Source organism: Psychromicrobium ferritrahens, assembly GCF_043789415.1.
Classification (GTDB): domain Bacteria; phylum Actinomycetota; class Actinomycetes; order Actinomycetales; family Micrococcaceae; genus Renibacterium.
The window spans coordinates 469,475-493,899 of sequence record NZ_JBDLLW010000002.1; the positions used below are offsets into that span (position 1 = coordinate 469,475).

General features: G+C 60.7%; 23 protein-coding genes. 10 read left to right on the forward strand and 13 right to left on the reverse strand.

The features are described 5' to 3' along the window. Nucleotides 1-1,671, reverse strand: a complete 1,671-nt coding sequence (locus ABDK06_RS11915) for a pyridoxal phosphate-dependent decarboxylase family protein (protein ID WP_394941241.1) — start codon at nt 1,669-1,671, stop codon at nt 1-3. 88 nt (nt 1,672-1,759) lie between these two features. Next, nucleotides 1,760-3,130, reverse strand: a complete 1,371-nt coding sequence (locus ABDK06_RS11920) for a cation:dicarboxylate symporter family transporter (RefSeq protein WP_394941242.1) — start codon at nt 3,128-3,130, stop codon at nt 1,760-1,762. A 150-nt stretch (nt 3,131-3,280) separates the two neighbouring features. Between ABDK06_RS11920 and ABDK06_RS11925 the strand changes: the two genes are divergently transcribed. Both ABDK06_RS11925 and ABDK06_RS11930 read left to right on the forward strand, forming a co-directional pair. Then, nucleotides 3,281-4,879, forward strand: a complete 1,599-nt coding sequence (locus ABDK06_RS11925; protein WP_394941243.1) for a sensor histidine kinase — start codon at nt 3,281-3,283, stop codon at nt 4,877-4,879. Continuing rightward, complete coding sequence (locus ABDK06_RS11930) at nt 4,876-5,574, forward strand: response regulator (protein WP_394941244.1); 699 nt, start codon at nt 4,876-4,878, stop codon at nt 5,572-5,574. The genes ABDK06_RS11925 and ABDK06_RS11930 overlap by 4 nt, the downstream gene beginning before the upstream one ends. 257 nt (nt 5,575-5,831) lie before the next feature. Here ABDK06_RS11930 and ABDK06_RS11935 read toward each other — a convergent pair whose 3' ends face one another. After that, entirely contained in the window at nt 5,832-6,113 is a 282-nt protein-coding gene (locus ABDK06_RS11935) for a helix-turn-helix domain-containing protein (RefSeq protein ID WP_394941245.1), read from the reverse strand. A gap of 905 nt (nt 6,114-7,018) precedes the next feature. On the opposite strand from ABDK06_RS11935, the gene ABDK06_RS11940 reads away from it, so the two are divergent. Beyond that, nucleotides 7,019-7,558, forward strand: a complete 540-nt coding sequence (locus ABDK06_RS11940; RefSeq protein WP_394941246.1) for a hypothetical protein — start codon at nt 7,019-7,021, stop codon at nt 7,556-7,558. A gap of 100 nt (nt 7,559-7,658) precedes the next feature. Here the strand turns inward: ABDK06_RS11940 and ABDK06_RS11945 are convergent, their stop codons facing one another. Genes ABDK06_RS11945 through ABDK06_RS11960 form a run of 4 tightly spaced genes read right to left on the reverse strand, consistent with a single transcriptional unit; the run spans nt 7,659 to nt 12,674 of the window. Continuing rightward, nucleotides 7,659-9,053 (reverse strand): GntP family permease, encoded by a 1,395-nt coding sequence (locus ABDK06_RS11945; protein ID WP_394941247.1) that lies wholly within the window; start codon nt 9,051-9,053, stop codon nt 7,659-7,661. Continuing rightward, on the reverse strand, nt 9,050-9,730 hold the full coding sequence (locus ABDK06_RS11950) for a bifunctional 4-hydroxy-2-oxoglutarate aldolase/2-dehydro-3-deoxy-phosphogluconate aldolase (RefSeq protein ID WP_394941248.1): 681 nt from the start codon (nt 9,728-9,730) through the stop codon (nt 9,050-9,052). Before ABDK06_RS11950 ends, ABDK06_RS11945 begins: the two co-directional genes overlap by 4 nt. Beyond that, nucleotides 9,720-11,387 (reverse strand): N-acyl-D-amino-acid deacylase family protein, encoded by a 1,668-nt coding sequence (locus ABDK06_RS11955; RefSeq protein ID WP_394941249.1) that lies wholly within the window; start codon nt 11,385-11,387, stop codon nt 9,720-9,722. The genes ABDK06_RS11950 and ABDK06_RS11955 overlap by 11 nt, the downstream gene beginning before the upstream one ends. A gap of 6 nt (nt 11,388-11,393) precedes the next feature. Continuing rightward, on the reverse strand, nt 11,394-12,674 hold the full coding sequence (locus ABDK06_RS11960; protein ID WP_394941250.1) for an alanine racemase: 1,281 nt from the start codon (nt 12,672-12,674) through the stop codon (nt 11,394-11,396). Between the two features lie 124 nt (nt 12,675-12,798). On the opposite strand from ABDK06_RS11960, the gene ABDK06_RS11965 reads away from it, so the two are divergent. The 7 genes from ABDK06_RS11965 to ABDK06_RS11995 all read left to right on the forward strand — a co-directional run bounded on the left by ABDK06_RS11965 (nt 12,799) and on the right by ABDK06_RS11995 (nt 19,566). Continuing rightward, a complete protein-coding gene (locus ABDK06_RS11965; RefSeq protein WP_394941251.1) occupies nt 12,799-13,812 on the forward strand; it encodes a sugar kinase in 1,014 nt (337 codons plus the stop codon). Continuing rightward, nucleotides 13,809-14,573 carry an IclR family transcriptional regulator gene (locus ABDK06_RS11970; protein ID WP_394941252.1) on the forward strand — a complete coding sequence of 255 codons (765 nt, stop codon included), beginning with the start codon at nt 13,809-13,811 and terminating at the stop codon, nt 14,571-14,573. Before ABDK06_RS11965 ends, ABDK06_RS11970 begins: the two co-directional genes overlap by 4 nt. Beyond that, on the forward strand, nt 14,566-14,970 hold the full coding sequence (locus ABDK06_RS11975; RefSeq protein WP_394941254.1) for a RidA family protein: 405 nt from the start codon (nt 14,566-14,568) through the stop codon (nt 14,968-14,970). The genes ABDK06_RS11970 and ABDK06_RS11975 overlap by 8 nt, the downstream gene beginning before the upstream one ends. Before the next feature lie 265 nt (nt 14,971-15,235). Next, nucleotides 15,236-15,886 carry a GntR family transcriptional regulator gene (locus ABDK06_RS11980; RefSeq protein ID WP_394941256.1) on the forward strand — a complete coding sequence of 217 codons (651 nt, stop codon included), beginning with the start codon at nt 15,236-15,238 and terminating at the stop codon, nt 15,884-15,886. Nucleotides 15,887-15,926: 40 nt separating this feature from the next. Continuing rightward, on the forward strand, nt 15,927-17,441 hold the full coding sequence (locus tag ABDK06_RS11985; RefSeq protein ID WP_394941258.1) for an MmgE/PrpD family protein: 1,515 nt from the start codon (nt 15,927-15,929) through the stop codon (nt 17,439-17,441). 19 nt (nt 17,442-17,460) lie between these two features. Further along, nucleotides 17,461-18,378: a methylisocitrate lyase gene (gene prpB, locus ABDK06_RS11990; protein WP_394941260.1), complete on the forward strand. Its 918-nt coding sequence runs from the start codon at nt 17,461-17,463 to the stop codon at nt 18,376-18,378. Nucleotides 18,379-18,447: 69 nt separating this feature from the next. Then, nucleotides 18,448-19,566, forward strand: a complete 1,119-nt coding sequence (locus tag ABDK06_RS11995; protein WP_394941262.1) for a bifunctional 2-methylcitrate synthase/citrate synthase — start codon at nt 18,448-18,450, stop codon at nt 19,564-19,566. A gap of 91 nt (nt 19,567-19,657) precedes the next feature. Here the strand turns inward: ABDK06_RS11995 and ABDK06_RS12000 are convergent, their stop codons facing one another. The 6 genes from ABDK06_RS12000 to ABDK06_RS12025 form a co-directional block, all read right to left on the reverse strand. Continuing rightward, entirely contained in the window at nt 19,658-20,578 is a 921-nt protein-coding gene (locus tag ABDK06_RS12000) for a hypothetical protein (RefSeq protein ID WP_394941264.1), read from the reverse strand. Nucleotide 20,579: 1 nt separating this feature from the next. Further along, on the reverse strand, nt 20,580-21,107 hold the full coding sequence (locus ABDK06_RS12005; protein WP_394941266.1) for an RNA polymerase sigma factor: 528 nt from the start codon (nt 21,105-21,107) through the stop codon (nt 20,580-20,582). A gap of 81 nt (nt 21,108-21,188) precedes the next feature. Next, nucleotides 21,189-21,689, reverse strand: a complete 501-nt coding sequence (locus tag ABDK06_RS12010) for an 8-oxo-dGTP diphosphatase (RefSeq protein WP_394941268.1) — start codon at nt 21,687-21,689, stop codon at nt 21,189-21,191. A 3-nt stretch (nt 21,690-21,692) separates the two neighbouring features. After that, nucleotides 21,693-22,262 carry a hypothetical protein gene (locus ABDK06_RS12015; protein WP_394941270.1) on the reverse strand — a complete coding sequence of 190 codons (570 nt, stop codon included), beginning with the start codon at nt 22,260-22,262 and terminating at the stop codon, nt 21,693-21,695. A gap of 47 nt (nt 22,263-22,309) precedes the next feature. Beyond that, nucleotides 22,310-23,008 (reverse strand): response regulator, encoded by a 699-nt coding sequence (locus tag ABDK06_RS12020; RefSeq protein ID WP_394941272.1) that lies wholly within the window; start codon nt 23,006-23,008, stop codon nt 22,310-22,312. After that, a complete protein-coding gene (locus tag ABDK06_RS12025) occupies nt 23,001-24,317 on the reverse strand; it encodes a sensor histidine kinase (RefSeq protein ID WP_394941274.1) in 1,317 nt (438 codons plus the stop codon). The genes ABDK06_RS12020 and ABDK06_RS12025 overlap by 8 nt, the downstream gene beginning before the upstream one ends. Nucleotides 24,318-24,425: the final 108 nt, after the last annotated feature.

Genomic DNA, 24,425 nt, shown 5'->3' on the forward strand with positions numbered 1-24,425 from the left:
TCAGGATTCTTTCGAGACGGGAGCGGAATCGGTGGGGGAAGCGCTCGGTTCGGTGGACGAGTTGAGGCTCGCGGCATGGCTCAAGGTCCTGCCGTGGCCGCGGAGCAATTCAATGACAGCGCGCAGATCCGCTGCCGATGCCTCAGGGTTGAGCAGGGTGAATTTCAGATAGGCAGCCCCCTTGAAGACGGTGCCAGCCACCACCGCCTCGCCGGAGGCGAAGAGCCTGGCCCGGATCTGCTGATTGAGCCGGTCGAGCTGGGATCCGCTCCAGAAGGCAGCCGGTGAAGAGCTGGACGGACCTTCGGGGCGGGGCAGGTAGCGGAAGACCAGGGTGCTCAGCGCGGGTTCGGCGACGACTTCGAATTCCGGGTCGTCCTGCAGCAGGCGGTAGACCTGATGGCTCAGCTCCACGATCCGGTCAATCATCGCCCCCACCCCCTCGGCACCCAGCACTCGCAGGGTCAACCAGAGCTTGAGCGCATCGAAGCGCCTGGTGGTCTGAATTGATTTATCCACCTGGTTCGGGATCTCTGCCCGAGCAGCAGAAGCCGGGTTGAGATAGTCGGCGTAGTAGGTGACATAGGAGAGGGACTCCCGGCTTCGCACCAGAACCGCGGAGGAGGACACCGGCTGGAAGAAAGTTTTGTGGTAATCCACGGTGATCGAATCTGCCAGTTCGATACCGGATAAACAGTCACGGTGCTTCACCGAAGTGATCAGACCACCGCCATAGGCGGCGTCGACGTGGAACCACGCATCGTAGTGCTCAGCGAGTTCGGCAATCCCCGGCAAAGGGTCGATCGAACCGAAATCGGTGGTACCCGCGGTGCCCACCACTGCCATCGCTTGCAAGCCTGCGGCCTCGCACTCGGCGAGCGCTTGGCGCAGCGCCGCGAGATCCAGCCGCTGCTCGGCGTCCACCTTGATCGGAACCACCGAGTCGTAGCCCAGGCCCAGCATGGAGGCGGATTTCTGCACTGAGAAATGCGCCAGCTCTGAGGCGAAGATTCGGAATCTATCCAGGATCAGCGGCAGGCGCGGCGCTTCACCTTCAAAACCCGGCAGACCGGCGTCGTACTTCTCGCGAACTCCGGCGACCGCGTGGTTCCGTGCCATCAGCAAAGCTTGCTGGTTCGACTGGCTACCCCCTGAGGTGAAGACGCCGTCCGACTGCTCACCGAGGCCCAGCCGGGCGGCGGTCCAGTCGATTAACTTGCGTTCTATCAGGGTTGCCCCGGCACTTTGATCCCAAGTGTCCATCGAGGAGTTCAGCGCACTCAGCACCGTCTCTCCGGCGAGCGCCGGGATCACCACGGGGCAATTCAGATGAGCTGCATAGCGCGGGGGGTGGAAATACACGGCATCGCGCAGATAGGTGTCCTTGAGTTCCTCCAGGGCCGGTTCCAGACTGTGCAACGGCTGGTCGAGATCCACCCGGTCCACCACCTCTTGGACCTGTCGTGGGGAACGCCCGGTAAAGGGCCTGTCGGTCTGCGCGATCTTCTCCGCGACCATGGTCGCTGCTTGGATCACGCTGGAGAGATATCCAGAACTGGTGCGCTGCTGGAAGAGGTGGTCGGTGACGTCCACCTCTTCCGCAGCGACGCGGTAAGAGGTACTAGCTTCGGTCGGATCGAGAGTGCTCTGATGCGCGGATGAACCTGGCACGGGGAAACCTTCGCCTTCTAAGTTAGGTAAGACTATCCTTACTTAATTTAAAAGTGCTGGGCAATGCCGCGACGCAAAGTGTGAGGAGTCACACAGCCGTGGGTTCCTTGGCCGGTTGCTCGAAGTGATCATCGGTGTTCATGGTGGCTTCATCGAAGGGCTCTGCTCCGCTGAGTACCCGATCCACCTTAGGCCGATCGATCTCCTTCACCCAGGTACCCATCAGCACGGTGGCCACGGCATTTCCGGTGAAGTTAGTCAGCGCCCGAGCTTCTGACATGAACCTGTCGATGCCGACGATCACACCGACGCCGTTCAGCAAGTCCGGCCGGTGTGCCTGCAGCCCGGCAGCCAGGGTGGCCAAGCCGGCCCCGCTCACGCCGGCGGCACCCTTGGAGGCGATGATCATGAAGACCAGCAGGGAGATCTGTTCCCCCATGTCCATCTGCACACCCATGGCATTGGCCACGAAGAGCGAGGCCATGGTCAAGTAAATCGCGGTGCCATCCAAGTTGAAGGAGTAACCGGTGGGCACCGTGACGCCGACCACCGGCTTGGAAACCCCGAGGTGCTCCATCTTGGCGATCAACCGGGGCAACGCCGCCTCCGAGGAAGAGGTGGAGAAGATCAGCAGGTACTCACGGCCGAGGTACTTCATCAGCTTGAAGATGTTCACCCGAGTGAAGAGGTAGAGCACCCCACCGAGCACCACCGCGATGAAGACGATGCAGGTCAGATAGAAGCCGATCATCAGTACAAGCATTGACTGCACAGCCTGGAAACCGGTAGCGCCCACCACAGCGGCAATGGCGCCGAAGGCTCCGATCGGAGCGAGCCACATCACCATCATCAGGATCCGGAAGACCAGGGCCTGGGCGACTTTGACGGCGCGCAGGATCGGCTCCCCGGATTTGCCCATCCGCTGGACGGCGAAGCCAACCAGGATCGCCACGAAGAGGGTCGGCAGCACCGGGATGCCCGGCGGAATGATCTCGATCAGGAAGTCGAAGAGCGCATTGCCGGTGCCACCGCTGCCGGAAGGTTTATAGGCCTGCAGTTTGAGGCCCTCCCCCGGGTGCAGGAAGTTGCCCACCACCAGGCCGATCGCCAGCGCAAAGGTGGACATCACCAGGAAGTAGATCAATGCCAGACCGCCGACTTTGCCGATGGTCACCGCCTTGGCGATCGAGCCGATGCCGGTCACGATGGTGCAGAAGATCACAGGTGCGATGAGCATCTTAATCAGATCGACGAAAATATCACCGAGCGGCTTGAGCGCGGTGGCGAAGTTGCTGGTCGGGGTCTTGGGATCCGCGGTGGCCTGACCGATCAGTCCGATCACCACACCGAGCAGTACCGCAGCGATAACCGCGATATAGAGCCAATGGGTTTTGTCCAAGCCGCGTTTCCGCCCCGTCTGCGGCTTGGCTGCTGTTGATTCTCCACGTTGAGAACTCATGTCTTCCTCTTGCCTTTCTCTCTTCGGCCTCAGTTAGGCTGGTGATCGCGCAACTCTCAGCCTGCCTATGATTGTGACTGGGGTCACTATTGCGTTCATATTGTTCATGGCCATTATCCATTTGCGGCCGAGGTTTTCGGGGAGGCAGCTATGCGAGGCTGGAGCATTGCTCGGCAGCTCTTCCTCGGATCCCTACTCTTCGTCACGGTGATCACCAGCCTCGTCGTACTGCTGGCCTTCCTCGATTCGCGGGATCATGCCTATGCTCAGGCCGAGCGGAATAGCACGGCAATAGCCACCACCCTGGCGGATTCGCCGCTGCTGCAAACAGCCGCCGCCTCCGCCGACCCCTCGGCGATCTTGCAGCCCTACGCTGAGGCGGTACTGGTCGGCACCAAGGTCGATTTCATCACCATCATGGCTCCGGATCGTACCCGCTGGACGCATCCCGACCCGAGCCAGATCGGCAAACCTTACATCGGCTCAGTCGATCAGGCGCTCGCCGGGCACACCTTCACCGAAATCGCGGCCGGCGTCCTCGGCCCTTCCGTGCGCAGTATCGTGCCAGTCAAGGATTCGGCCGGCAAAGTGGTGGCCATGGTCTCCGTCGGAGTGACCGTGAGCACGGTGGAGATCACCCTGAATGCCAGGATCCCGCTGATCATCGGCTTAGGACTCACGCTGCTCGCGGTTGGTGGCCTGGTCTCCTGGTTACTGGGGCGCTATCTGCGCCGGATCACTCTGGGCTGGGGGCCGAAACGCCTCGGCCAGCTGTTCTCCTACTACGAATCTGTGCTGCACTCGGTGCGGGACGGTTTGGTGCTGGTGGATCAGCGGGGTGAACTGGTGATGTACAACGATCAGGCGGCCGATCTGCTCGGGGTTCCTCGCCCGGCCGAAAAAGCAGAGCCACCCGCCCTGGAGAGCCTGGAATTACCGGACTCGCTCAAAGAGCTGCTGGCCAGTGGACGCAGCGTCCGCGACGAGATCCATCTGACCGCGGACCGCCTGCTGGTAGTCAGCCAGGAACCGGCGACCTTGCCCGGCGGGCACCGCACAGGAGGCACTGTGACCACTTTGCAGGACCATACCGATCTACGCCGTCTAGGAGACGAGCTCCGTTCCTCTCAGACTTTCACCGATGCGCTGCGCGCGCAGACTCATGAGCACGCCAATAGGATGCACACGGTGGTTTCTCTGCTGGAGTTGGGCCGCACCGAGCAGGCCCTGGCCTTCGCCACCGAGGATCTCAGCCTGAGTCAGCACCTGGTGGACGAGGTGATAGACGCCGAGAAGGAACCCGTGCTCGCCGCGCTGCTGATGGGCAAGCTGGCGCAAGCCGCTGAGTTGGCCATTGAATTGCGGGTCTCTTGGGACGAAAGCGTCTCACTGGAACAGGTAGCACCGCATGACGTACTCACCATCGTGGGGAACTTGCTGGATAACGCCATGGACGCCGCAGCACTGACCCCGAGTAGTGCAGCCGCTCGCTGGGTTTCCCTGGAGCTGCGCCGTGAAGGCGACCAGGCACTGCTCCGAGTGAGCGACAGCGGCCCCGGTGTGGAACTGAGCGATGCCTCGATGATCTTCCAGCGAGGTTTCAGCACCAAGGAGGCCGATGAAACCGGCCGTGGGATCGGCCTGGCGCTGGTACGTCAGACAGTGCTGCGACTCGGCGGCGAACTCTCTTTGGATTCCGGTGAGGCGGGGGCCGTGTTCACCGTCCGGCTACCCCTAGCTGCCTTATGAGCGAGACTCAGGCAATTCGGGTGCTGGTGGTTGACGATGAGCCGATCATGGCGGAGGCTCATGCCTTTTATGTGCATCGGCTGGCAGGTTTCGAACTCGCCGGAGTGACCCATGACGGGCAGAACACTCTGCGATTCGTCAATGAGGCCTCAGCCGCTGGTCATCCGGTGGATGTGCTGCTGTTGGATATGAATCTGCCCGATCTGCATGGGCTGGACGTCGCCCGGCGGCTGCGTTCCTCTGGTCAACCAGTGGACATCATCGCAATCACCGCGGTGCGTGACTTGGAGGTGGTGCGACGTGCGATCTCGGTGGGCATTGTGCAATATCTGATCAAGCCCTTCAGCTACGCTGCTTTCGCCGAGAAGCTGGAGAACTACCGGCAATTCCGTGAGCAACTCGATACCGGCACGGCACCCTCACAGCAACAGGTGGACCAAGCGCTCGCCACCCTGCGGGCCCCGGTGGCCGGAGGCCTGCCCAAAGGACTTTCCAGCGGTACGCTGCACGTCGTGGTGGAATTCCTGAAGTCCACGAAGCAGCCGATCTCGGCTCAGCAACTCACGGAGGCCACCGGCATCTCCCGGGTCACCGCCCGACGCTATCTGGAATACCTCGCGGATCAGGGATCGGTGCGGCGGGCGCCGCGGTACGGCAGCCCGGGGCGCCCGGAGAACGAATACAGCTGGAATTGAGGACGCCGTCCGGGCCGAGTCGATCAACGCAACCTGACCCATCACGCAAGACGTCCGTGATACAGGCTGAAACAAGTCAAGTAAGTAACGATAAAATGCCGGACTGGCGCAAAAATATCCAAGAAAAACCCGACCAGCCCTGGACCACCAAACCCAGCGAAGCAGGAAATGATCGTCATTTATCCACGGCTGAGCTGAAGAAGGCAAGCGCTAACCACACAAAAATCTAAGAATAAAACCTCGAACAAAACAATGCACTAGGCTCCCGTAGTGATACCTCTCGGCTTATCCGGCATGATGTCACCAATGCCGACTCCTAGCACCTCGGCTAGTGCAGCAATAGTTCGTAACTGCGGGTTGGCAACTGCCGTTGGGGATGACTTGCCCTTTTCGAGTAGTTGGTAGTGGTTTCGAGTAATGCCGACTTGGTTAGCAACCTTTTCTTGGCTGAGGCCTGCTGCGGTTCGGAATTGGTTGAGGCGGAGTCCTACCTCGGTAATGTAGTTGGCCCATGCTGCGTCTGGATCATTTTTAGCCATCTATCCAACATTCAGCACGCTCACTCTTGCGCTTGCATGATAAATAATGCATTATTGAGCATGCAGGTGGAGCTGGGCGTTCCCGGCCGTCATCAAGAGATTTGTGTGGTGCAACCGGCAACGAACACTACGGCACCTTTAGGGAGTGGGGTTATTGATGCCGCTAAATCTGTCGGTCAAATTGCTGCACCGCACCAACATTCCCCCTGTGGTGTCAGGAAACTACCGAGGCAGTGATCTTCATTTCTGGGAGTTACCTGCCATTTTCAACAAAGCTATTGCTAGTTCAAAGACCCCTCATAGATATTTAGGAAATGCAAAAGAATAAATGGCTCGTGGCAGCAATAGCAGTGGCTATTATCGGAGTTTCGGGGTGCAGTAGCACTCCTAGCGCGCCTTCTTCAAACTCTTCAGCTCCAACGGTGACTACTAGTCAAATACCATCGGACCCCACAGCCGCGACTACCACGGGTGATTCGGTATTTCATCCTCTTTCGAGCGCTGCTACTTTCTGGAAAAAGCATCCAGGACTCGGGAGTGAAGAGTCGAAAACTGGACAACTTCTGATCGACCAGAAAAGCAGCGGATCGCATAAGTTCGAGCTTGAAAATGCTGCAAAGTTTCAGAAGATTATGCTCGTGCTCGTGTGCGACAAAGAAGTCGCTTACAGCGTTACCCCAGGAAATACTTCAACTGCCAAACTTCCAGGAACATGGGGGGCTCTTGCGGAGGGCCGACGATAAATACTTACATCATGCCAGCTTATGATCCCAAAAATGCTGCCCAAGTTCCCAGCTATATCCAAGTAGAGACGCCAGCAGATACGAATTATTACCTCTCTGTGTACGGCATTCCTAGTCCTCCAGTTTCCTAACCAATCAAGAAAAATAGATAAGGAATATATAGTGAAATTTGCTCGAACTGCTATTGCATCTGTCGGACTGACTGTTGTTCTTCTGGGAGCCGCGGTAGGTCCGGCCAATGCAATTCCTCAGGGGGACGATCCAGTGACGGGTCCAGGGACCGCGCACCCGATGGTGTGCGAGGGCGGGACTTTCTACGACGAGACTCACTCGGACGTCTATCTCGGCAATCCGAGTAAGCGAGTTTATGGATCTGGCGGTGGCACACTCAAATTTGATGCTGGAGAATCCGCTTCGGTGACGGGGACTCTCTCTACAACTGTCAGCGCTGATGCCAACTTTGTCTTTGGAAAGGTGAGCGCTTCTGCGGGAATGTCTATTGCGCTGTCAAAGACAGCAACAACCCCAGTTGGTTACAGCTGGACAGTGCCCGCTGGACGCACTGGTTACATTGAAATGGGCGCTCACGGCTACCGTATCTCGTACACCAAGTACCACTACAAGTCCCCCTGTACTCAGGTGATTGACAAGAAAGACACCATCACTGGAGCAACGGGTAACGCTTACTTTACCCACAACTAAGCAGTGATTTTTAGTCAGCAAACGCCTCTGCCCAAGACCAAATACGGTTTTGGGCAGAGGCGTTTGCTGACTACTTCCTTAGGCATCGAGGCCATATTTATCAGACGAACTGATAGATCAGAACCGCCATGCCGAAGCCGACCAGGGAAAGGATCGTCTCCAGCACGGTCCAGGTTTTCAAGGTGTCCTTGACCGACATATTGAAGTACTTGGAAACGATCCAGAAGCCGCCGTCATTGACGTGACTGGCGATGATCGAGCCGGCTGAGATGGCGATCACAATGAGCGCGAGCTGCGGCTGAGAGAAGCCACCGGAGGCCAGGGTCGGTGCCAGGATTCCGCTCGTGGTGACGATGGCCACGGTGGCTGAACCCTGGGCGAGCCGCAGGCCAGCTGAGATCACATAGGCAGAGACGATAAGCGGTAAACCGGCCTGAGCCAGCGAACCGGCCACTGCCTTGCCGACCCCGGTAGCCGCCAGCACCGCACCGAAGAAAGCTCCCGCGCCCACCACGAGGAGGATCATGCCGACCGGCCGGAGCGAGGCCGCCGTGACGTTGGAGAGCTCTTTCGAACTCATCCCCCGGCGGATGCCCAGCAGCCACATAGAGAGCAGTACTGCGACGGTCAGCGCGATCGCGGGATTGCCGAAGAACTGCAGGGCTGAGCGGAAGCCGCTCTCCGGTAAGAAGATATTGCCGAAGGTTCCCCCGAGAATCAGAACCATCGGCAGGCCGATACACAGCAGCACCAGACCGATTGATGGCTCCCGGCCCTTTGCGGCATCCGCTGATTCTTCGATGACCTGCTCAGCGGGCACCGCGATGTTGACCCGTCGGCCGATCCATTTGCCCCAGAGCACGCCGGAGACAAACCAGGCTGGAATGCCGCAAGCCAGGCCCATCAGGATGATCCAGCCCAGATCCACGTGGAATGCACCCGCGGCGGCTACCGGCCCGGGGTGCGGCGGCAGGAAGGCGTGGGTGACGGAAAGCCCCGCCAGCAAAGGCAAAGCGTAGAGCACTAAGGACTTGCCGCCCCGGATGGCCGCGACGTACACCAGTGGCGCCAGCACAAAAATACCGATATCGAAGAAAACTGGGATGCCCAGGATGAAACCGGTGATCCCCATCGCGAGCGGAGTACCTTTTTCACCAAAGATGCGCACCAGCCTGCCCAGCAGCACCTCGGCACCGCCCGAGCGCTCCAGGATCGCGCCGAGCACGGTGCCCAGGCCAATGATCACCGTGACGTGGCCCAAAATTCCGGCGAAGCCCTTTTCGATCAGTGCATCGCTGCTCTTCGTCGCGGTGCCGACCAGCGCTTCGACCGAAACCCCTCCGGCCAGGGCGACCAACACTCCGACGCCGAGCAGCGCGATGAAAGGCTCCACCTTGACCTTGATGATCAAGAACAAGAGCAGCGCTATGCCCGCCGCCGCGAGCAGGAGCAGTCCCAGAGTGTCGTGGTGCAGCCAATCGATAAACTGGTTCATCGTTCCATCTCCCGTTGTTTGTCGGTCTGCCCTTGGCCGAAGGGGCTAAGGCTTGCGGTAAAGGCGGCGGCCAGGGTCTCGATGGCCGACCAGTCCCCGGCGGCCACGACCTCTGGCGGAACCACCGAAGTGCCACAGGCCACCGCGAAGGCACCGGCGGCCAGGTACTCGGCCGCATTCGAGGCATCGATCCCTCCCGAAGGGAAGAGCTTGAGTTCCGGGAAGGGCCCGCTAAGGTCCTTCAGATACGCCGGGCCCAGGCTCCGGGCCGGGAAGATCTTGACCACGCTGGAGCCCAGGTCCACCGCCTGGGCGACTTCACTGGGAGTCATTGCACCGAGCGAGATCGGCACCCCGGCGGCGAGGGCGACCTCAGCGACCTCAGCCCGCAAGCCGGGAGTGACCAGAAACCGAGCCCCGGCGTCGATCGCTGCTCGGGCTTGCTCGGCGTCGAGCACGGTACCGGCCCCCACCAGGGCGCCATGCTCAGCCTCCGCATCACGGGCTTTCCGAATGAGCTTCAGTACCCCGGGCGTGGTGAAGGTCAGCTCGACGCTACCGATGCCGCCTTGCACCAGCGCGTGGCAGAGCGCCGGTGCATCGGGAATCTTGGCGGCTCGAACCACGGCAACGCTGCGATCCTTTTCGAGTTGCCGTAGGAAAGTCTCAACGGACATCGATGACTCCTTGATCGGTGGCATGTCTGCGGAGCGCCCGGCCTGCCCGCGCCCCGGTGGGTTTCCCCGCCGCGATGGCCGGTTGGCCGTTGACGAAAACCCAGTGGATCCCGACGGCGGGCTGCCGCGGCTGCGCGAAACTGGCTCGATCGGCGATCTGTTCCGCATCGAAGAGCACCAGATCGGCCGCATAGCCCTCTTTGATCAGCCCTCGCTGATGCAATTGAAGCCTGGCGGCCGGCCGGCCGCTCAGATGATGGACCATCTCTTCCAGGCTGAGCAGTCCGAGCTCTCGGCTGTAGTGTCCCAGATAGCGTGGAAAGGTGCCCCAGGAACGGGGGTGCGGCTTAGCCCCGGTCAGAATGCCGTCGCTGCCTCCGGTGTGCGCCCGGTGCTGCATGATCTGCCGGACATTCGGTTCATCCCCCACATGCTGCAGGATTCCGGTGCCCAGCCGATCACGGCGAAGCAATTCAATGAAAACCTCAAAGGGTTCACGGCGCTGTTCACCCGAGAGCTGTTCGATGGTCTTGCCGACACACTCCGACAGCTCCGGGTTCTGCACTCCGCTGATTTCAATGGTGTGCCATTCGGCGGTCACTCCGTGGCAGCCATCTGAACCGTAAATCTCCACGCTCTGCCGGATCCGAGCCAGGGTCTCTGGCTCTTCCAACCGCTGCAAAGTCTGTTCCAGGCTTCCGGAGGAGGCCCAGCTGGGCAGGAGCGCGGAGAGCGTGGTGGCTCCGGGCAGATAAGGATAGCTGTCCAGAGTGATATCCGCTCCGCACTCCAGGGCCTCGTCGATCAAGGCCAGCAGTTCCCCCGCTCGGCCTTTGTTCTCTGCGAAGTTCATGGTGGCGTGCGAAAGGTGCAGGGGGCAGCCGCTCGCTTTGCTCAGCTCGATCATCTCGGCGTAGGCGGCGAGCGCACCCTTGCCATAGGAGCGGTGGTGCGGTGCATAGAAACCGCCCAACTCGGCCACCGTTTCACAGAGCGCGGTGAGTTCCGCGCTGTCGGCGTACATGCCAGGGGTATAGGTCAGTCCCGAGGACATTCCGACGGCGCCCTGTTGCATGGCTTCGGCGATCACCTCTTGCATCCGGGCCAGTTGAGCTGCGTCCGGGGCGCCTTCGGCGAATCCCATCACCAGCGCCCGCACGGTGCCCTGCGGCACCAGATAAGCGGCGTTCCCGGCGATCTGGGAGCGATCGAGCCGACCCAGGTATTCGCCGACACTGCGCCAATCGAAATCGAGGTCTGTCGGATTGCCGTTCCATCCGGCGATCTTCTGTCGGATCACGTCGAGTGTCGGTTCGTCCACCGGCGCATAGGAAAGACCGTCTTGACCGAGCACTTCGGTGGTAACGCCCTGACTGAGTTTCGCGTAATGGTCAGGTTCGGTGAGCAGATGCAGATCGGAGTGCGCGTGCATATCGATGAAGCCGGGCGCCAGCACGAGCCCTTCAGCATCAATTCGCCGGTTTCCGACGTCGTGAACGGCTTTCGAAAAGGAGCTTTCTGAACTGACTCCCCCAACCGTGAGCGCACCTGGCTCGGCGATCCGCTGGATCCGCCCCTGAGCGATCAGCACATCGGCCTGGCGGCGCGGTGAGCCGCTGCCGTCCACCACCGTTGCCTTGCTCAGTAGGGTCTCCATGGCCGCCTAGAAGAAAGTGTGGATGAGATCGATGACATTGCCAGAATCCACAGTATCGAGCACCGGGATCAACTGCCATTTATCGAAGGCTGTGCAGGGGTGCGAAAGGCCGAGCCTGATGACCTGGCCGATTCGCACTTCCTGCTGGGCGGCGTCAAAGCTCAAGTAACAGTGCTGATCGTTCATCGCGGTGATTCGGGCGCCCTCGAGCGGGAGCAATGCAGCACCGAGCTCATCGGCCAGTCCTTGAGGTATCGGAAGCCCTTCATCGAAGGGCAGGTCCCGCTTACCTGCATCGAGGATAGCTAAGCCCGGCTCGGGCTGCGAGACCACTCGCGCCCAGCCGTGCATTCCCGCGACCAAAGGCTGATCACCCGAGCGGGAAAAGGGCGAGATCCTGGCGTAGAAACCGTCGTCGTGCACCAGATAGGCGCCGCTGCGCAGCAGCACGATAACTTCGGGGCCGGCGCAGTCCGCCAGTACCTCCACCACGGCGTCGAAGTAGGCGCTACCACCCGCACTCAGGATCACCGGACCCTCAGCATAGAGCCCTTCAGCGGTCAACCGCAGGTGCAGTTCCTTCATGCTGGAAAGATAACCGCGTACCGTTTCCAGCGCTGCTTGATCAGCGGTATGCGCTAGAGAACCCTCGTAGCCGCTCACCCCGATCAATCGCAACCGTTCCGAGGCCGCGACTGACCTGCACACTTCAAGGGCCGGTACTATTCCCCGCGCCCCAGTGCGTCCGCCTGGTCCCCCCAATTCGACCAGTACATCAAGAACGGCCTCGGAATTCTCTAGTGTCTTCTCAATGCGCTCCACGGTCTGCACATTGTCCACCCAGGAAACGATCCGGGTGCCCGAGCGCCCTTGCTCGGCGACCCAGCGGATCGCTTGCGGATCGGTCAGGGAATTGGCCAGCATCATCGAAGCCACCCCGAATTCTGCAGCCACTCGCAGCTGGGCCAGATTCGCCAGAGTGATCCCCCAGGCTCCTCGCTCCAGCTGTCGCTGCCAGAGCTGCGGTGCCATCGTAGTTTTACCGTGCGGCGCCAACTGCACGCCGTGCTCCTCGCACCAGCGGGCCATGCGATCCAGATTGGTTTCCAGGGCCTGCCCGTCGAGAGTGAGCAACGGAGTCTGCAGATCCTTCAGCTCTGGACCGTAGGCGAGAAAATCGTGAGGAGTGCAGCCCTTGACAGCAGCGGGGACGGCTTTGAAACGCCAATCGAGCTTGCGTCGATTGAGCGCTGCCACCGAGCTGGCATCAATTGCAGAGCCGCTCATTCAAGTCCTCTCGATCAAATTGCATATAGTGCAACGCTTGTTGCAGAAATATTAGTGTTATGTCTAACATGGTCGGGAAATGCCCGTCAAGCCCCTCGCTGCCAGGGAAGCAAAGGAATGATCCATGCAATCAGCACTCTGCCTGGGAGAAACCATGGCAGTTCTGAGCCCTTCTCCGCTCGCTTCGCTCGAGACCGCCGAACTCTTCCAATGCAGCGTGGGAGGCGCGGAATCAAATGTGGCGATGGGCCTGGCCGCACTCGGCGTGCCGACCCATTGGCTGAGCAGGCTCGGCGATGATGCCTTCGGCCGCCGCATCTTGCGCACTCTGAGGGAACATCAGGTCGGTGTCTCGGGGGTGCAGCTCGACCCGGAGCGGCCCACCGGCCTCTATCTCAAAGCGCCAGCCGACGACGGCTCAGGCAGTGAAATGCTGTATTACCGCCGAGGCTCCGCCGCCTCCGCGATGTCTCCGAGCCTGCTGGACTCCCCTGCCGCTTCGGAGCTACTGCGCAGCGTCGGGCTGATTCATTTCAGCGGCATCACCGCAGCGCTTTCGGGGAGCTGTCTGGAACTCTGCGAGGAACTGGTGAGTGCACCACGAGAGGGCAGAATCGTCAGCTTCGACCTGAATTGGCGCCCCAGCCTGTGGCAGGGCCGAAACCATCGGGTGCTACGCGAACTGGCCAACCGGGCCGACATCGTCCTGCTGGGCTTGGACGAGGCCGAATCCGCTTTCGGCAGCCGGGACGAACAAGAACTCCGCGAGATCCTACCCGCCCCGCAGACCCTGGTACTGAAGAATAGTGAGCACAGCACCGTCTCGCTGTGCCGCAGTGGCGGGCGGCAGGAAGTCCCCGCCCTCGCCGTAGAACTGGTGGAGCCAGTCGGCGCGGGTGACGCTTTTGCTGCCGGTTATTTGAGCGGCTTGCTGCTGGGACTGGATGAGCGGGCCAAGCTCCGGCGCGGGCATCTGGCCGCCGCTTGCACGCTGACCGTCCCCGGGGATCGCGGGCCGCTGCCGCCCGCGGCAGAACTCGAAGCGCTGCTGAACTGCGAGGAAGCAGATTGGCTGGCTACCTCGGTCTCCGCCACCGGGATCGACTCTCCCGCCCTCACCGGGCAAGCAGTTCGATGAGCCAGAGCCTGCTGCGCGGACTAGATCTGCTCGCAGAATTAGCCCGTCAACCGGCCACCCTCGACGAACTCGCCTCGCGCGCCGCGGTGCACAAGACCACCGTCATGCGACTGCTGCATGATCTGGAGGACCGTCGTTTCGTCTTCCGGGACGCCGGGCAGCGTTACCGCCTGGGCTCCAAACTCTTTGAACTTTCCGGTCGAGCTCTTGAGCAGCGCGATATCCGCAGCGTCGCCCGCCCCCATCTCACCGCTTTGAACGAAGTCACCGGGCACACCATTCACCTCGCGGATTTAGAGGGCGGCGAAGTGGTCTATATCGATAAATTCGAGTCCCGGCATCAAGTGCGGATGTACTCCCGGATCGGCCTCACCGCCGCATTGCATTCCGCCGCGGTCTCCAAGGTTCTCTTGGCGGATCTCCCCCGGGAACGCCGTGAGGAAATCGCCGCAAACATCGACTACGTCAAAGCCACCGAGAACACCTTGGACTCTCCCCGGGCCCTGCTCGCCGAACTGGACCGGGTCGCTGCTCAGGGCTGGGCCCACGACGACTGCGAACACGAGCCGCTGGTGCACTGCATTGCCGCACCGATCCGGGATGCCAGCGGTGCAGTGGTCGCCGCTGCATCCACCTCGGTGCCGACCATGCTGCTGAACACTGAAGGGCTGATGGCACTGCTGCCCGGCCTGAAGGCCAGCACCGACAAAATCTCCCACGACCTCGGATACCACCCTTCGAAAGGAAAGCATCATGACTGAAAAGACAGTTGTACTCACCGAGAACGCCCCGGCTCCGGCCCACGTTTTCTCCCAGGGCATTAAAAAGGGTGGCTTGTTCCAGGTCTCCGGCCAAGGGTCGGTCGATCCGAAGAGCAATCAATACCTTGGTGAGGGCGATGTGCGCGAGCAGACCCGGCAGACCCTGGAGAACGTCAAGGCAATTCTGACCGCGGGCGGCGCTTCTGTGGAGGACGTGCTGATGTTCCGGGTATACCTGACCAAACGCGAGGACTTCGCGGCGATGAACGAGGTCTACGGCGAGTTCATCCAGCAGAATGTGCCCTCCGGCGCACTGCCGAGCCGGACCACCGTTTTCGTTGACCTGCCACATGAGGTGATGTTGGTGGAGATCGACGCCCTCGCCGTGACTGGCTGAGCGGGCGGCAGGCCAGGGATAGCTCTCAGCGAGCGCTCTATCCCTCGGCCTTGCGCAGTATGGCCCACTGAATCAGCAGGTTCGGTGGGCCATACTATGCATACCCCACTGAAACCCCGATTCACTGGGCTCCAGTATCGGGTGATAAGCGGAGGCGCCTCGGAGTACCGAGAATCAATGTACTAAGCAAACGCAATGTATACGAAACTGGGATTTTTATCTTAAATAATCGATAAATTCAGCATTTGTGTATACAATAAATTCTATGCGGGCCAGCGAGAAGGCATACCAGTCGCTCCACGAGGACATCGTCCAGTGGCGGCTGCTTCCGGGCACAGTCTTGGCCGAAGTGGAACTCTCCGAACGACTCGGCGTGAGCCGCACCCCGGTCCGTGAAGCGCTCTCCCGGCTCACCGCCGAAGGTCTCACCACGACGAAAGGCGGCCGCGGCATCGTGGTCACCGACGTCTCGCTGGAGACAGTGCGTGAACTCTACGAACTCCGTGAGACCCTCGAGACCAAGGCCGCCACGCTCTGCGCGGAGCGTGGTCAGCCCGAGGTTTTCGCCGCGCTCCAGGGCCGTTTCGAAAGCGCCCGGGAAACCCTCTCCGCCGGAGACTCCACCGAGGACTACTACCGGCTCGCCGCCGATCTCGACGCCGCTTTGGACGAACAGTGCGGCAACCCCTTCCTGGTCAGCACCCTAAAAAACCTTCGACCGCTGCTCGCCCGAGCCCGCCGGATGGCCCGGGAACACCCGCAACGACTGATTGCCACCGCGGCTGAACACGCTGCGATCTGCTCCGCGATCGCGGCTAAGAACCCCCGGCTGGCCGCCGCAGCCACCACCGTCCATCTCAATAACTCCTTAGCTCACCTACTCACCAGCAAGTCTCGTCAGCAGACCCACTCCTAGAAAGGCGGCGGCCTTCAGGGCTGCCGGAAAGGTATATCTCGTGAAGAATCACCACGTCCGCGTGTATAAGAGCGAAGAAAACCTGGCCCGCGAGGATCAGCTCGCCTACAAGATCGCTCAGGTCGCCGTCGACCCGGTCGAAGTCGATACCGAGGTCACCGAGATGATCATCAACCGGATCATCGACAACGCCTCGGTTGCCATCGCCTCGCTCAACCGGGCCCCCATCGTGGCCGCCCGTGACCAGGCGCTCAGCCACCAGCCATCCAAGAACGGCAAGGGCGCAGGCCTCTTCGGCGTAGCAGAGAAGTCCAGCCCGGAGTGGGCGGCTTTTGCCAATGGCGTCGCGGTGCGTGAACTGGACTACCACGACACCTTCCTCTCCGCCGAGTACTCGCATCCGGGCGACAATATCCCGCCGATCCTGGCCGTCGCCCAGCACGCCGGCAAAAGCGGCCGAGAGCTGATCCGCGGTCTGGCCACCGGCTACGAGATCCAGATCGACCTGGTCAAGGCGATCAGCCTGCACAAGCACAAGATCGACCACGTCGCCCATCTCGGCCCCTCGGCTGCTGCGGGCATCGGCACCCTGCTGGGCCTCGACGCCGAGACCATCTTCCAGGCCGTCGGCCAGGCGCTGCACACCACCACCGCCACCCGGCAGTCCCGCAAGGGTCAGATCTCCACCTGGAAGGCCTATGCCCCGGCCTTCGCGGGCAAGATGGCCATCGAGGCGGTTGACCGCACGATGCGCGGGCAGACCTCCCCCGAGCCGATCTACGAAGGCGAGGACGGCGTGATCGCCTGGCTGCTCGACGGCCCGGACGCCGCCTACGAAGTGCCGCTGCCAGAATCCGGTGAAGCCAAGCGCGCCATCCTGGACTCCTACACCAAGGAGCACTCCGCGGAGTACCAGGCGCAGGCCTGGATCGATCTGGCCCGTAAGCTGCACGGCGAACACCCAGAACTGGTTGATCCGAAGAACGTTAAATCGGCGGTGCTGCATACTAGCCATCACACGCACTACGTGATCGGCTCCGGCGCGAATGACCCGCAGAAGTACGATCCCACCGCTTCACGCGAAACCCTGGACCACTCGATCCCCTACATCTTCGCGGTGGCCCTCCAAGATGGCTCTTGGCACCACGTTGACTCCTACACCCCGGAACGCGCTCAGCGCGCCGATACCGTGGAGTTGTGGAACAAGATCACCACCGCCGAGGACGCCGAGTGGACCCGGCGCTACCACTCGCTGGACCCGGCAGAGAAGGCCTTCGGCGGCCGAGTCGAAATCGAGCTGGTCGACGGCAGCAAGATCATGGACGAGATCGCCGTCGCCGATGCGCACCCGCTCGGCGCCCGGCCCTTCGCCCGGCAGAACTACATCAATAAGCTGCGCACCCTGGCAGCAGAAGCCGTCGACGCCGTCGAGCTGGACCGTTTCCTGGCCGCCGTCGAACGTTTGCCCGAACTGGCGGCTGGCGAGCTGGATCAGCTGAATATCCAGGCTAAAGACGGCTTTGTCATCACGGGCACCACAAAGGGCCTCTTCTAAACGAAAGGATTTGGTCTAAATGCTGTACGCCAAGACCACCGCGGCGCAGAAACGAATCGATCTGCGCGCAAAGCTCAATTCGGGAAAGCTGCAACAGTTCCCCGGCGCCTTCAACCCGCTCTCCGCCAAGCTCATTCAGGACAAGGGCTTCGACGGCGTCTACATCTCCGGTGCCGTGCTCTCGGCCGATCTGGGCTTGCCCGATATCGGCCTGACCACGCTGACCGAGGTGGCCGGGCGGGCCAAGCAGATCGCTCGGATGACTGACCTGCCCGCTATCGTCGACGCCGATACCGGCTTCGGCGAGCCGATGAACGTGGCGCGCAGCGTGCAGGAATTCGAGGACGCCGGTCTGGCCGGGTTGCATATCGAGGACCAGATCAACCCGAAGCGCTGCGGACACCTCGACGGCAAGGCCGTGGTCGATCTGGACACCGCGCTCAAGCGGATCCGGGCCGCCGCCGACGCCCGGCGGGATGAGAACTTCCTGATTATGGCCCGCACCGATGTGGCCGCCGTGGAAGGCACCGCGGCCGCTGTCAACCGGGCCAAGGCCCTGGTGGACGCCGGGGCGGACGCGATCTTCCCGGAGGCGATGCACACCCTCGCTGATTTCGAGGCGATCCGGCAGGCAGTCGAGGTGCCGATCCTGGCGAATATGACCGAATTCGGCAAGAGCGAGCTCTTCACCGCTGAGCAGCTCTCCGGCGTCGGCATCAATATGGTGATCTACCCGGTCACCCTGCTGCGCAGTGCGATGGGCGCCGCTGAGCGCACCTTGGACACCATTCTGGCCGCTGGAACCCAGCAACCAGCGGTGGCTGAAATGCAAACGCGCGCCAGGCTCTACGAACTCGTAGACTACGAGGGATACAACCACTTCGATTCTGCGGTGTTCAACTTTTCCGCGCCGCAGCAGTTCACCACCCAGCTCTAGCTCGCAGGAGTAACCTGGTGAGCCACAGCAACCTCGAAGGCCACCTAATCTCGAAGGAGAGTGATATTTATGGCTGAAGAAACCCAAGAGATCAAAAAGGGCCTGGCCGGCGTCGTCGTCGACTACACGGCGGTGTCCAAGGTCAACCCGGAGACCAACTCGCTGCTTTACCGCGGTTACCCGGTGCAGGAACTCGCAGCGCAGAAGAGCTTCGAGGAAGTCGCGCTGCTGCTCTGGAATGGCGAGTTGCCCAGTGAAGCCGAACTCACCGAGTTCGAGGCCCTGGAACGGGCGAACCGTGCGCTAGACAGCAATGTCAAAGCCGCTATCGATCTGCTGCCGACCAGCTGCCACCCGATGGACGTCTGCCGTACCGCGACCTCGGTGATCGGCGCGAATCATGCGCTGGCGGAGGACTCCTCCCCCGCAGCTCAGCTGCGTAAGGCACAGGAGCTGTTCGCGGCGATGCCCGCCGTGGTCGCCTATGACCAGCGACGCCGGCACGGCCTGACCGTTGTGGAACCTCGAGAGGATCTGGGGTACTCGGCGAACTTCCTCTGGATGACCTTCGGAGAGGAAGCCGCCCCCGAGGTAGTAGACGCCTTCAATGTCTCGATGATCCTCTACGCGGAGCACTCCTTCAACGCCTCCACCTTCACCGCTCGGGTGATCACCTCGACGCTGGCCGATCTGCATTCCGCGGTCACCGGTGCGATCGGCGCTTTGAAGGGTCCGCTGCACGGCGGCGCCAACGAAGCGGTGATGCACACCTTCGAGGAGATCCAGTCCACCGGGGTCGAGGCGAAAGCCTGGCTGGAGGAGGCCTTGGCCGAGAAGAAGAAGATCATGGGCTTCGGGCACCGGGTCTACAAGAACGGCGATTCCCGGGTTCCCACCATGAAGGCCGCGCTGGAGAAGATGTCGGCGCACTATCAGCGCGCTGACCTGCTCGAGCTGTATTCGGGTCTTGAGGAAGCGATGGGGGCGGCGAAGAACATCAAACCGAACCTGGACTACCCGGCCGGGCCGACGTACCACCTAATGGGCTTCGACACCCCGACCTTCACTCCACTGTTCGTGGCCTCGCGGATCACCGGCTGGACGGCGCACATTATGGAGCAGTCGGCGTCGAACTCGCTGATCCGGCCGCTGAGCGCCTACAACGGCCCTTCGGAGAGACAGGTCTGAAGGCGCCCCTAAAGCTTTCCCCTGGTATCGAGTGTGCAGTTCCACACCTTTTGAAGTGGTTTTAAGGTGTAGAACTGCACACTCGCTGGGTTTAACGGAAACGCAGCGAGGTCAGGATCTTCTTGAGGACTTGATATTGCTCGCTCTTGAGAAAGTCCTGAGCGGTGGCGAGGTCCTTAAAAGCCAGTGGCGCTGAGGCATCGAGCCGGCCCGCGGAGACTCCGTTCCCGAAGCCCACCAGGGTGACGCCGTCCGGGCCGTAGATCCGATCCGGCGAGAGACATCCGCCGGTGTTCGGAGTGGACGATTGATTCCGCAGCAGCATGGTGCCGTGCAGTTGAGTCGGCGGGACGGTGTCGGGCGAGTGCGCACCGGAAGAGTTGGCCTCCGGACTGACCCGGAAGACAAAACTTGGTTCACCGGGCAGCAGGTCCACCGGCTGCGAGTTCTTTTTCGGCAGCGGCATAGCCACTGAGTCGAGCACCACGGCTCCCTGGCTCAGCTGGCAGAGTTCAGGAAAGGCCACTCCCTTTTCCAAGGTCAGCACCGCCATCACCTGATCCGCTGGAGTGCGCACCTCCATGGTACGGCTCTGGCCGCCGTCCTGATTGGTTGAGGGCTTCTCCCGCACTTTCCACCCCGATGGGTATTCGAAACTCAGTTGCCCGGAACTCTCGAGGTATTGCTGCCAACCCGGATTCTGCAGGGCAGGCAGCGGACCTGCAGCAGGCTGATGGGTTAGGTTACCGAGGTTCAGGAAGACCGCGGATAGAGCCACCACAGCCAGCACCGCCAGTGGAGCGAGCACCGAGATCCTAGCCCAGCGCATTCTGCGGGCCGATCGCACCGCCGGGCTCGCGGCGCCCACGATCTTTTGCGGCCGCGACGGCGACTCGCTGACCACTCTTCGCAGCTCCATCTCAGCATCAGGAATGCGCTGCCGAGTGCCGCGCATCGGGTCCGCCGAGGAGATCAGTTGCCCGATCTCGTCCAGTTCAGCTTTATCAGGCATCTCAGGCCTCCATCTGCTCAGGGTTATTCTGCACGGCGTGGCCGGAGAGCACCCGGCGGAACGCTTGACGTGCCCGGTGCACCCGGACCTTAGCGGTGTTGGCACTGATCCCCAGTACCACCGCAATCTCGGCGAGGGAAAGTTCCTCCCAATAAGCCAATTGCAGGAGCTCCCGATCTCGGTCCTTGAGGCACTCCAAGGTCTCAAGAACCAGGTTCTGGTTTTCTTCTCGGCCATCGAGAGAGGCTGTCAGGTCCCTGGTCTTCTCGGCTTCTATCAGCCGGTGCCGCAGCCTGAGCTGACGCTGTCTACTGCGATAGGTATTACCGATCAAGTTCCGGGCCACCGAGTACAGCCAGGGAAGATTCGGCTGACCGCCGTCCCACTTCTGCCAGACGATGCGGAACACGTCGGCGGCGAGCTCCTGGCTGGCTTCGTGATCATTGACCCGCCGTTGGATAAAGGCGTAAATCGAGGGGTAGTAGTCGTGGTGGATCGCCACGAACCGGCTTTCTCGGTCAGGTTCCACAAGACCCCCTCGATGCTAATGATCCTGATGCTGCTTAGCTATGAAGTTTCCGGGTAGTGAGTGATGGTTACCGGAGACGGTTCATTTTTCCGAGACCGACTCCACGTTCTGCTGGTCGGCGGCCATCACCACGGTGAAATGCCGTTCGGTGAACTCTTTCATTTCGCCTTCGGGATACCCGGTCAGGTCATCGAGCATCCAGGGCAGCCAGTGTGAGGCATCCTGCCACATCCGTTCCAGCGGCAGTTGATCCAGCGGGTACCAGGCGGGCTTGATCTCCTCGGTTTCTTCCGGGGTTCCATGCCAGCTGAAGGCGCGGAAAACCGCGGTGTTCATGTCCCATTCCGGGCGATTCGGGAAGCGGAAATTCACGGTGCCTCGAAATTCGAGTGCGCTCTCCTCAACCCGCACCCGGGTTTCTTCGAAGACCTCACGCACCGCGGCCGACGTCGAACTCTCACCGGCTTCCAGATGGCCACCGATACCGACGATCTTGCCCTGGCCGAAGCCGGTCTTTTTCAGCCCGAGCAGCACCTCGCCGTCGCGGAGCAGGAAGACCAGGGTGACTTTCGCGGCTGGCACCTTCTAAAAGCCTTTGAGCTTGTCTTGCTGATAACCGGTCAGATCAAAAGTGGCAGTCTGAGGACCCGCTTTAGTCTGAAAGCTCAGGGTGAGCGTTTTGGCTCCGGCCAGCTCTTTCCAGAGTTCAACCGGATTCTCCAAGGTCAGGCTGCTCTCCCCTTCAGGCATAGAGGCAGAGATCTTGCGCTCCGCAGCCTTGTTGATAGCGACCCCGATACTGCACTCGCCAGGGCAGACGAACCCGGCCTCGGGATCCGATATCGTCGCGAAATCGGACAGCGTGGCGCGTTTTCCACGGCGGCTGGGCTCATTCGAGAATTCCAAGGCGACGGTGCCATCGAGGATGGCAGCCCGAGTGACGTCCGCGACGCCGGTGTAGTGCCAGTTACCGGTCGGCTGGGTGAGCGAAGTCTCCACATTGCCAGCGGTTTCAGTTTCACTGGCGCTCGGGCTGAGTTGAATGTGCGAGACCGACTGGCTGCTCTGGCTCTGCCCCTCCGCACTGCACGCCGTAAGGATCAGAGCCATTCCGAGGACAAGGGGAAGGAAGCGTCTGGAAGGTGTCGAAGCCATGATTCGATACTCTCATGAAGTGTGAGGGATTCAGCGGCGGTGTACGGCTAGTCCGTTGAATGTCCCGTACCCAGGATGCCGTGCTGGTAGGCGAAACTGACTAGCTGAAGCCGGTTCTGCACACCGAGCTTCATCAGAACGGCACGTAAGTGAGATTTGACCGTAGCTTCGGAAACAAACAGCTCCTGTGCTATTTCGGCGTTGGACAGCGCTTTAGCGGCGAGCAGGAAAACTTCTTCCTCACGAGCTGACAATTGGGTCAGCGAGGATAGATCAGGTGCCACCGCGGGCATTCTCCTGGCGGCGTGCTGGAACAGCTCATGAACCGTGCTCGGTGCGATGACGGCGTATCCGGAGTGCACGGTGCGAATCGCGGCCAGCAGAAACTCAGGCTCTGCGCTTTTCAGTAGAAACCCGCTGGCTCCCGCTTGAACGGCCTCCAGTACCGCCTGGTCGCGGTTAAAAGTGGTCAACGCAATGATGCGCGGCAGTTGAGTTTCGAGGTCAGCAGGTTGTTGCAAAATCTTTTCAATCGCAGCGATGCCATCGAGCACCGGCATGCGGAGATCCATCAGAATGACGTCGGGGCGACACTGCGCGGATACCTCAATGGCGTCCCGGCCATTGGCCGCCTCACCCACCAGCTTCATATCCGCTTGGCTGCTGACCACCATACCGATTCCTGCTCTAAAAAGCTCCTGATCGTCCACCATCATCACTCGAATCGCCGAGCTGGTTTCAGCCATCCTTGCCTCCGCCCTGAGCGCTGAGCAGAACGGGGACTTTCTGCTCAGCGGGGTAAGGGATGAAGGCGGTCAGGCGGAACAGGCCTTCTGTTTCGTCCCTTTGCACTGATAGCCAGCCTCCCGCCATTTTGGCGCGTTCCTGCATACCGGGAAGGCCCTTACCGATCCGGATTTTCGAGGTATCAGAGTCATCGGCTACCGAGCCCTCAGGCAGGGTCGAAACGATTCGTAGCAACAGACCCGGTTCCTTCCAATCGAAGTAGACAGAGATGTCACCCTCAGGAGCGCCGTGTTTCAAAGCATTGGCTGTACCTTCTTGAACGATCCGGTAGACCGCCACTTGCTGGCCGGTAGCCAATTCTTGGGGTTCCCCCGAATCCAGCCGATTCAGCTTGACGTTTCCGCTGGCTGTCTGCTCGAGAAGTTCAGTGAGTTCTTGAAGACCAGGTTGTGGAGATTTACTGTCGTCGCCCGCGGTGCCTTCAATGACAAGCTGAGCATCGAGCAAAGCTCGCCGAGCGGAACTGGCGATGTTTTCCAAGGCATCAATCACCGGCTTCGGCTGATCGATGCTGGCGTACCGGGTGCCATCGGCTTGGGCGGCAATCACGGCCAAGGAATGCGCCAGCACATCGTGCAGATCTCGTGAGATCCGCACGCGTTCCTGCTGTACGGTAAGCTCGGTTTCCACGTTCTGAAGAGCTTCCTGAGTCTCGGCTTGCTCGGTCATCATCTGATACTTATTTTCGTAAAGTCGCATCAACAAGCCAAGCGACGCGCAAAATATCGTCACCGCCAAAAGACAAGCTGCGCAGACAATGTAGTTGTAATCCATTACCTTGAGCCCCATAACCCGGAAATTAGGAGCACCAAAAGGCTGCGTTTGAAGCCAACCGACACCTGCCCCATAGCGGCGCGCCATCATCAAATAGGACATCAGCAGGATGTACACCAGATTGGCAACCCCAGCCACTCGTTGAATCCTTGGCGGAGCTGTCCATAGTATGAAGGTCAGGGCAAAGAAACTGCCCAAATAAATTGCCCAGTGATTGGCGGCTGGCACAGGTATCACAAACCCTAGCTGCAGTATCAAGAGTGCCCCTACAAGGCTCAGCGAGATTACCGGCCACAGCGCCGAAACTCCGATTGCCAGGGTTATCAGCACCAGCGGCCAAAAACCTGACCACACCAAAAACCCGGGATACATTCTTCCCGCTTCTCCTATAATCCACAGCGCAAAGAACAATGCGGCAATACCAACCGCCATCCATTTCTTCTGCGGGAATACCCATCGATGCACAAATTCCATACCGACAAGGCTACGGGCGCTCATCGCCGATTTCGCTGCGAATCCAACGAATTCAGCCTCTGAGCCAGCTATTTCAACCCTGTGGTGGAATCCGGCAGCTGAGCCCCT

Bases quoted from the DNA above. Each gene is read 5' to 3' on its own strand.
- ABDK06_RS12020 (WP_394941272.1), bottom strand. From the start codon at position 23,008: ATGGCTGAAACCAGCTCGGCGATTCGAGTGATGATGGTGGACGATCAG.
- ABDK06_RS11920 (WP_394941242.1), bottom strand. From the start codon at position 3,130: ATGAGTTCTCAACGTGGAGAATCAACAGCAGCCAAGCCGCAGACGGGG.
- ABDK06_RS11935 (WP_394941245.1), bottom strand. From the start codon at position 6,113: ATGGCTAAAAATGATCCAGACGCAGCATGGGCCAACTACATTACCGAG.
- ABDK06_RS12000 (WP_394941264.1), bottom strand. From the start codon at position 20,578: ATGCCTGATAAAGCTGAACTGGACGAGATCGGGCAACTGATCTCCTCG.
- ABDK06_RS11945 (WP_394941247.1), bottom strand. From the start codon at position 9,053: ATGAACCAGTTTATCGATTGGCTGCACCACGACACTCTGGGACTGCTC.
- ABDK06_RS11995 (WP_394941262.1), top strand. From the start codon at position 18,448: ATGGCTGAAGAAACCCAAGAGATCAAAAAGGGCCTGGCCGGCGTCGTC.
- ABDK06_RS11960 (WP_394941250.1), bottom strand. From the start codon at position 12,674: ATGAGCGGCTCTGCAATTGATGCCAGCTCGGTGGCAGCGCTCAATCGA.
- ABDK06_RS11975 (WP_394941254.1), top strand. From the start codon at position 14,566: ATGACTGAAAAGACAGTTGTACTCACCGAGAACGCCCCGGCTCCGGCC.
- ABDK06_RS11965 (WP_394941251.1), top strand. From the start codon at position 12,799: ATGCAATCAGCACTCTGCCTGGGAGAAACCATGGCAGTTCTGAGCCCT.
- ABDK06_RS11950 (WP_394941248.1), bottom strand. From the start codon at position 9,730: ATGTCCGTTGAGACTTTCCTACGGCAACTCGAAAAGGATCGCAGCGTT.
- ABDK06_RS11925 (WP_394941243.1), top strand. From the start codon at position 3,281: ATGCGAGGCTGGAGCATTGCTCGGCAGCTCTTCCTCGGATCCCTACTC.
- ABDK06_RS12015 (WP_394941270.1), bottom strand. From the start codon at position 22,262: ATGGCTTCGACACCTTCCAGACGCTTCCTTCCCCTTGTCCTCGGAATG.
- ABDK06_RS11930 (WP_394941244.1), top strand. From the start codon at position 4,876: ATGAGCGAGACTCAGGCAATTCGGGTGCTGGTGGTTGACGATGAGCCG.
- prpB (WP_394941260.1), top strand. From the start codon at position 17,461: ATGCTGTACGCCAAGACCACCGCGGCGCAGAAACGAATCGATCTGCGC.
- ABDK06_RS11980 (WP_394941256.1), top strand. From the start codon at position 15,236: ATGCGGGCCAGCGAGAAGGCATACCAGTCGCTCCACGAGGACATCGTC.
- ABDK06_RS11955 (WP_394941249.1), bottom strand. From the start codon at position 11,387: ATGGAGACCCTACTGAGCAAGGCAACGGTGGTGGACGGCAGCGGCTCA.
- ABDK06_RS12025 (WP_394941274.1), bottom strand. From the start codon at position 24,317: ATGGAATTTGTGCATCGATGGGTATTCCCGCAGAAGAAATGGATGGCG.
- ABDK06_RS11970 (WP_394941252.1), top strand. From the start codon at position 13,809: ATGAGCCAGAGCCTGCTGCGCGGACTAGATCTGCTCGCAGAATTAGCC.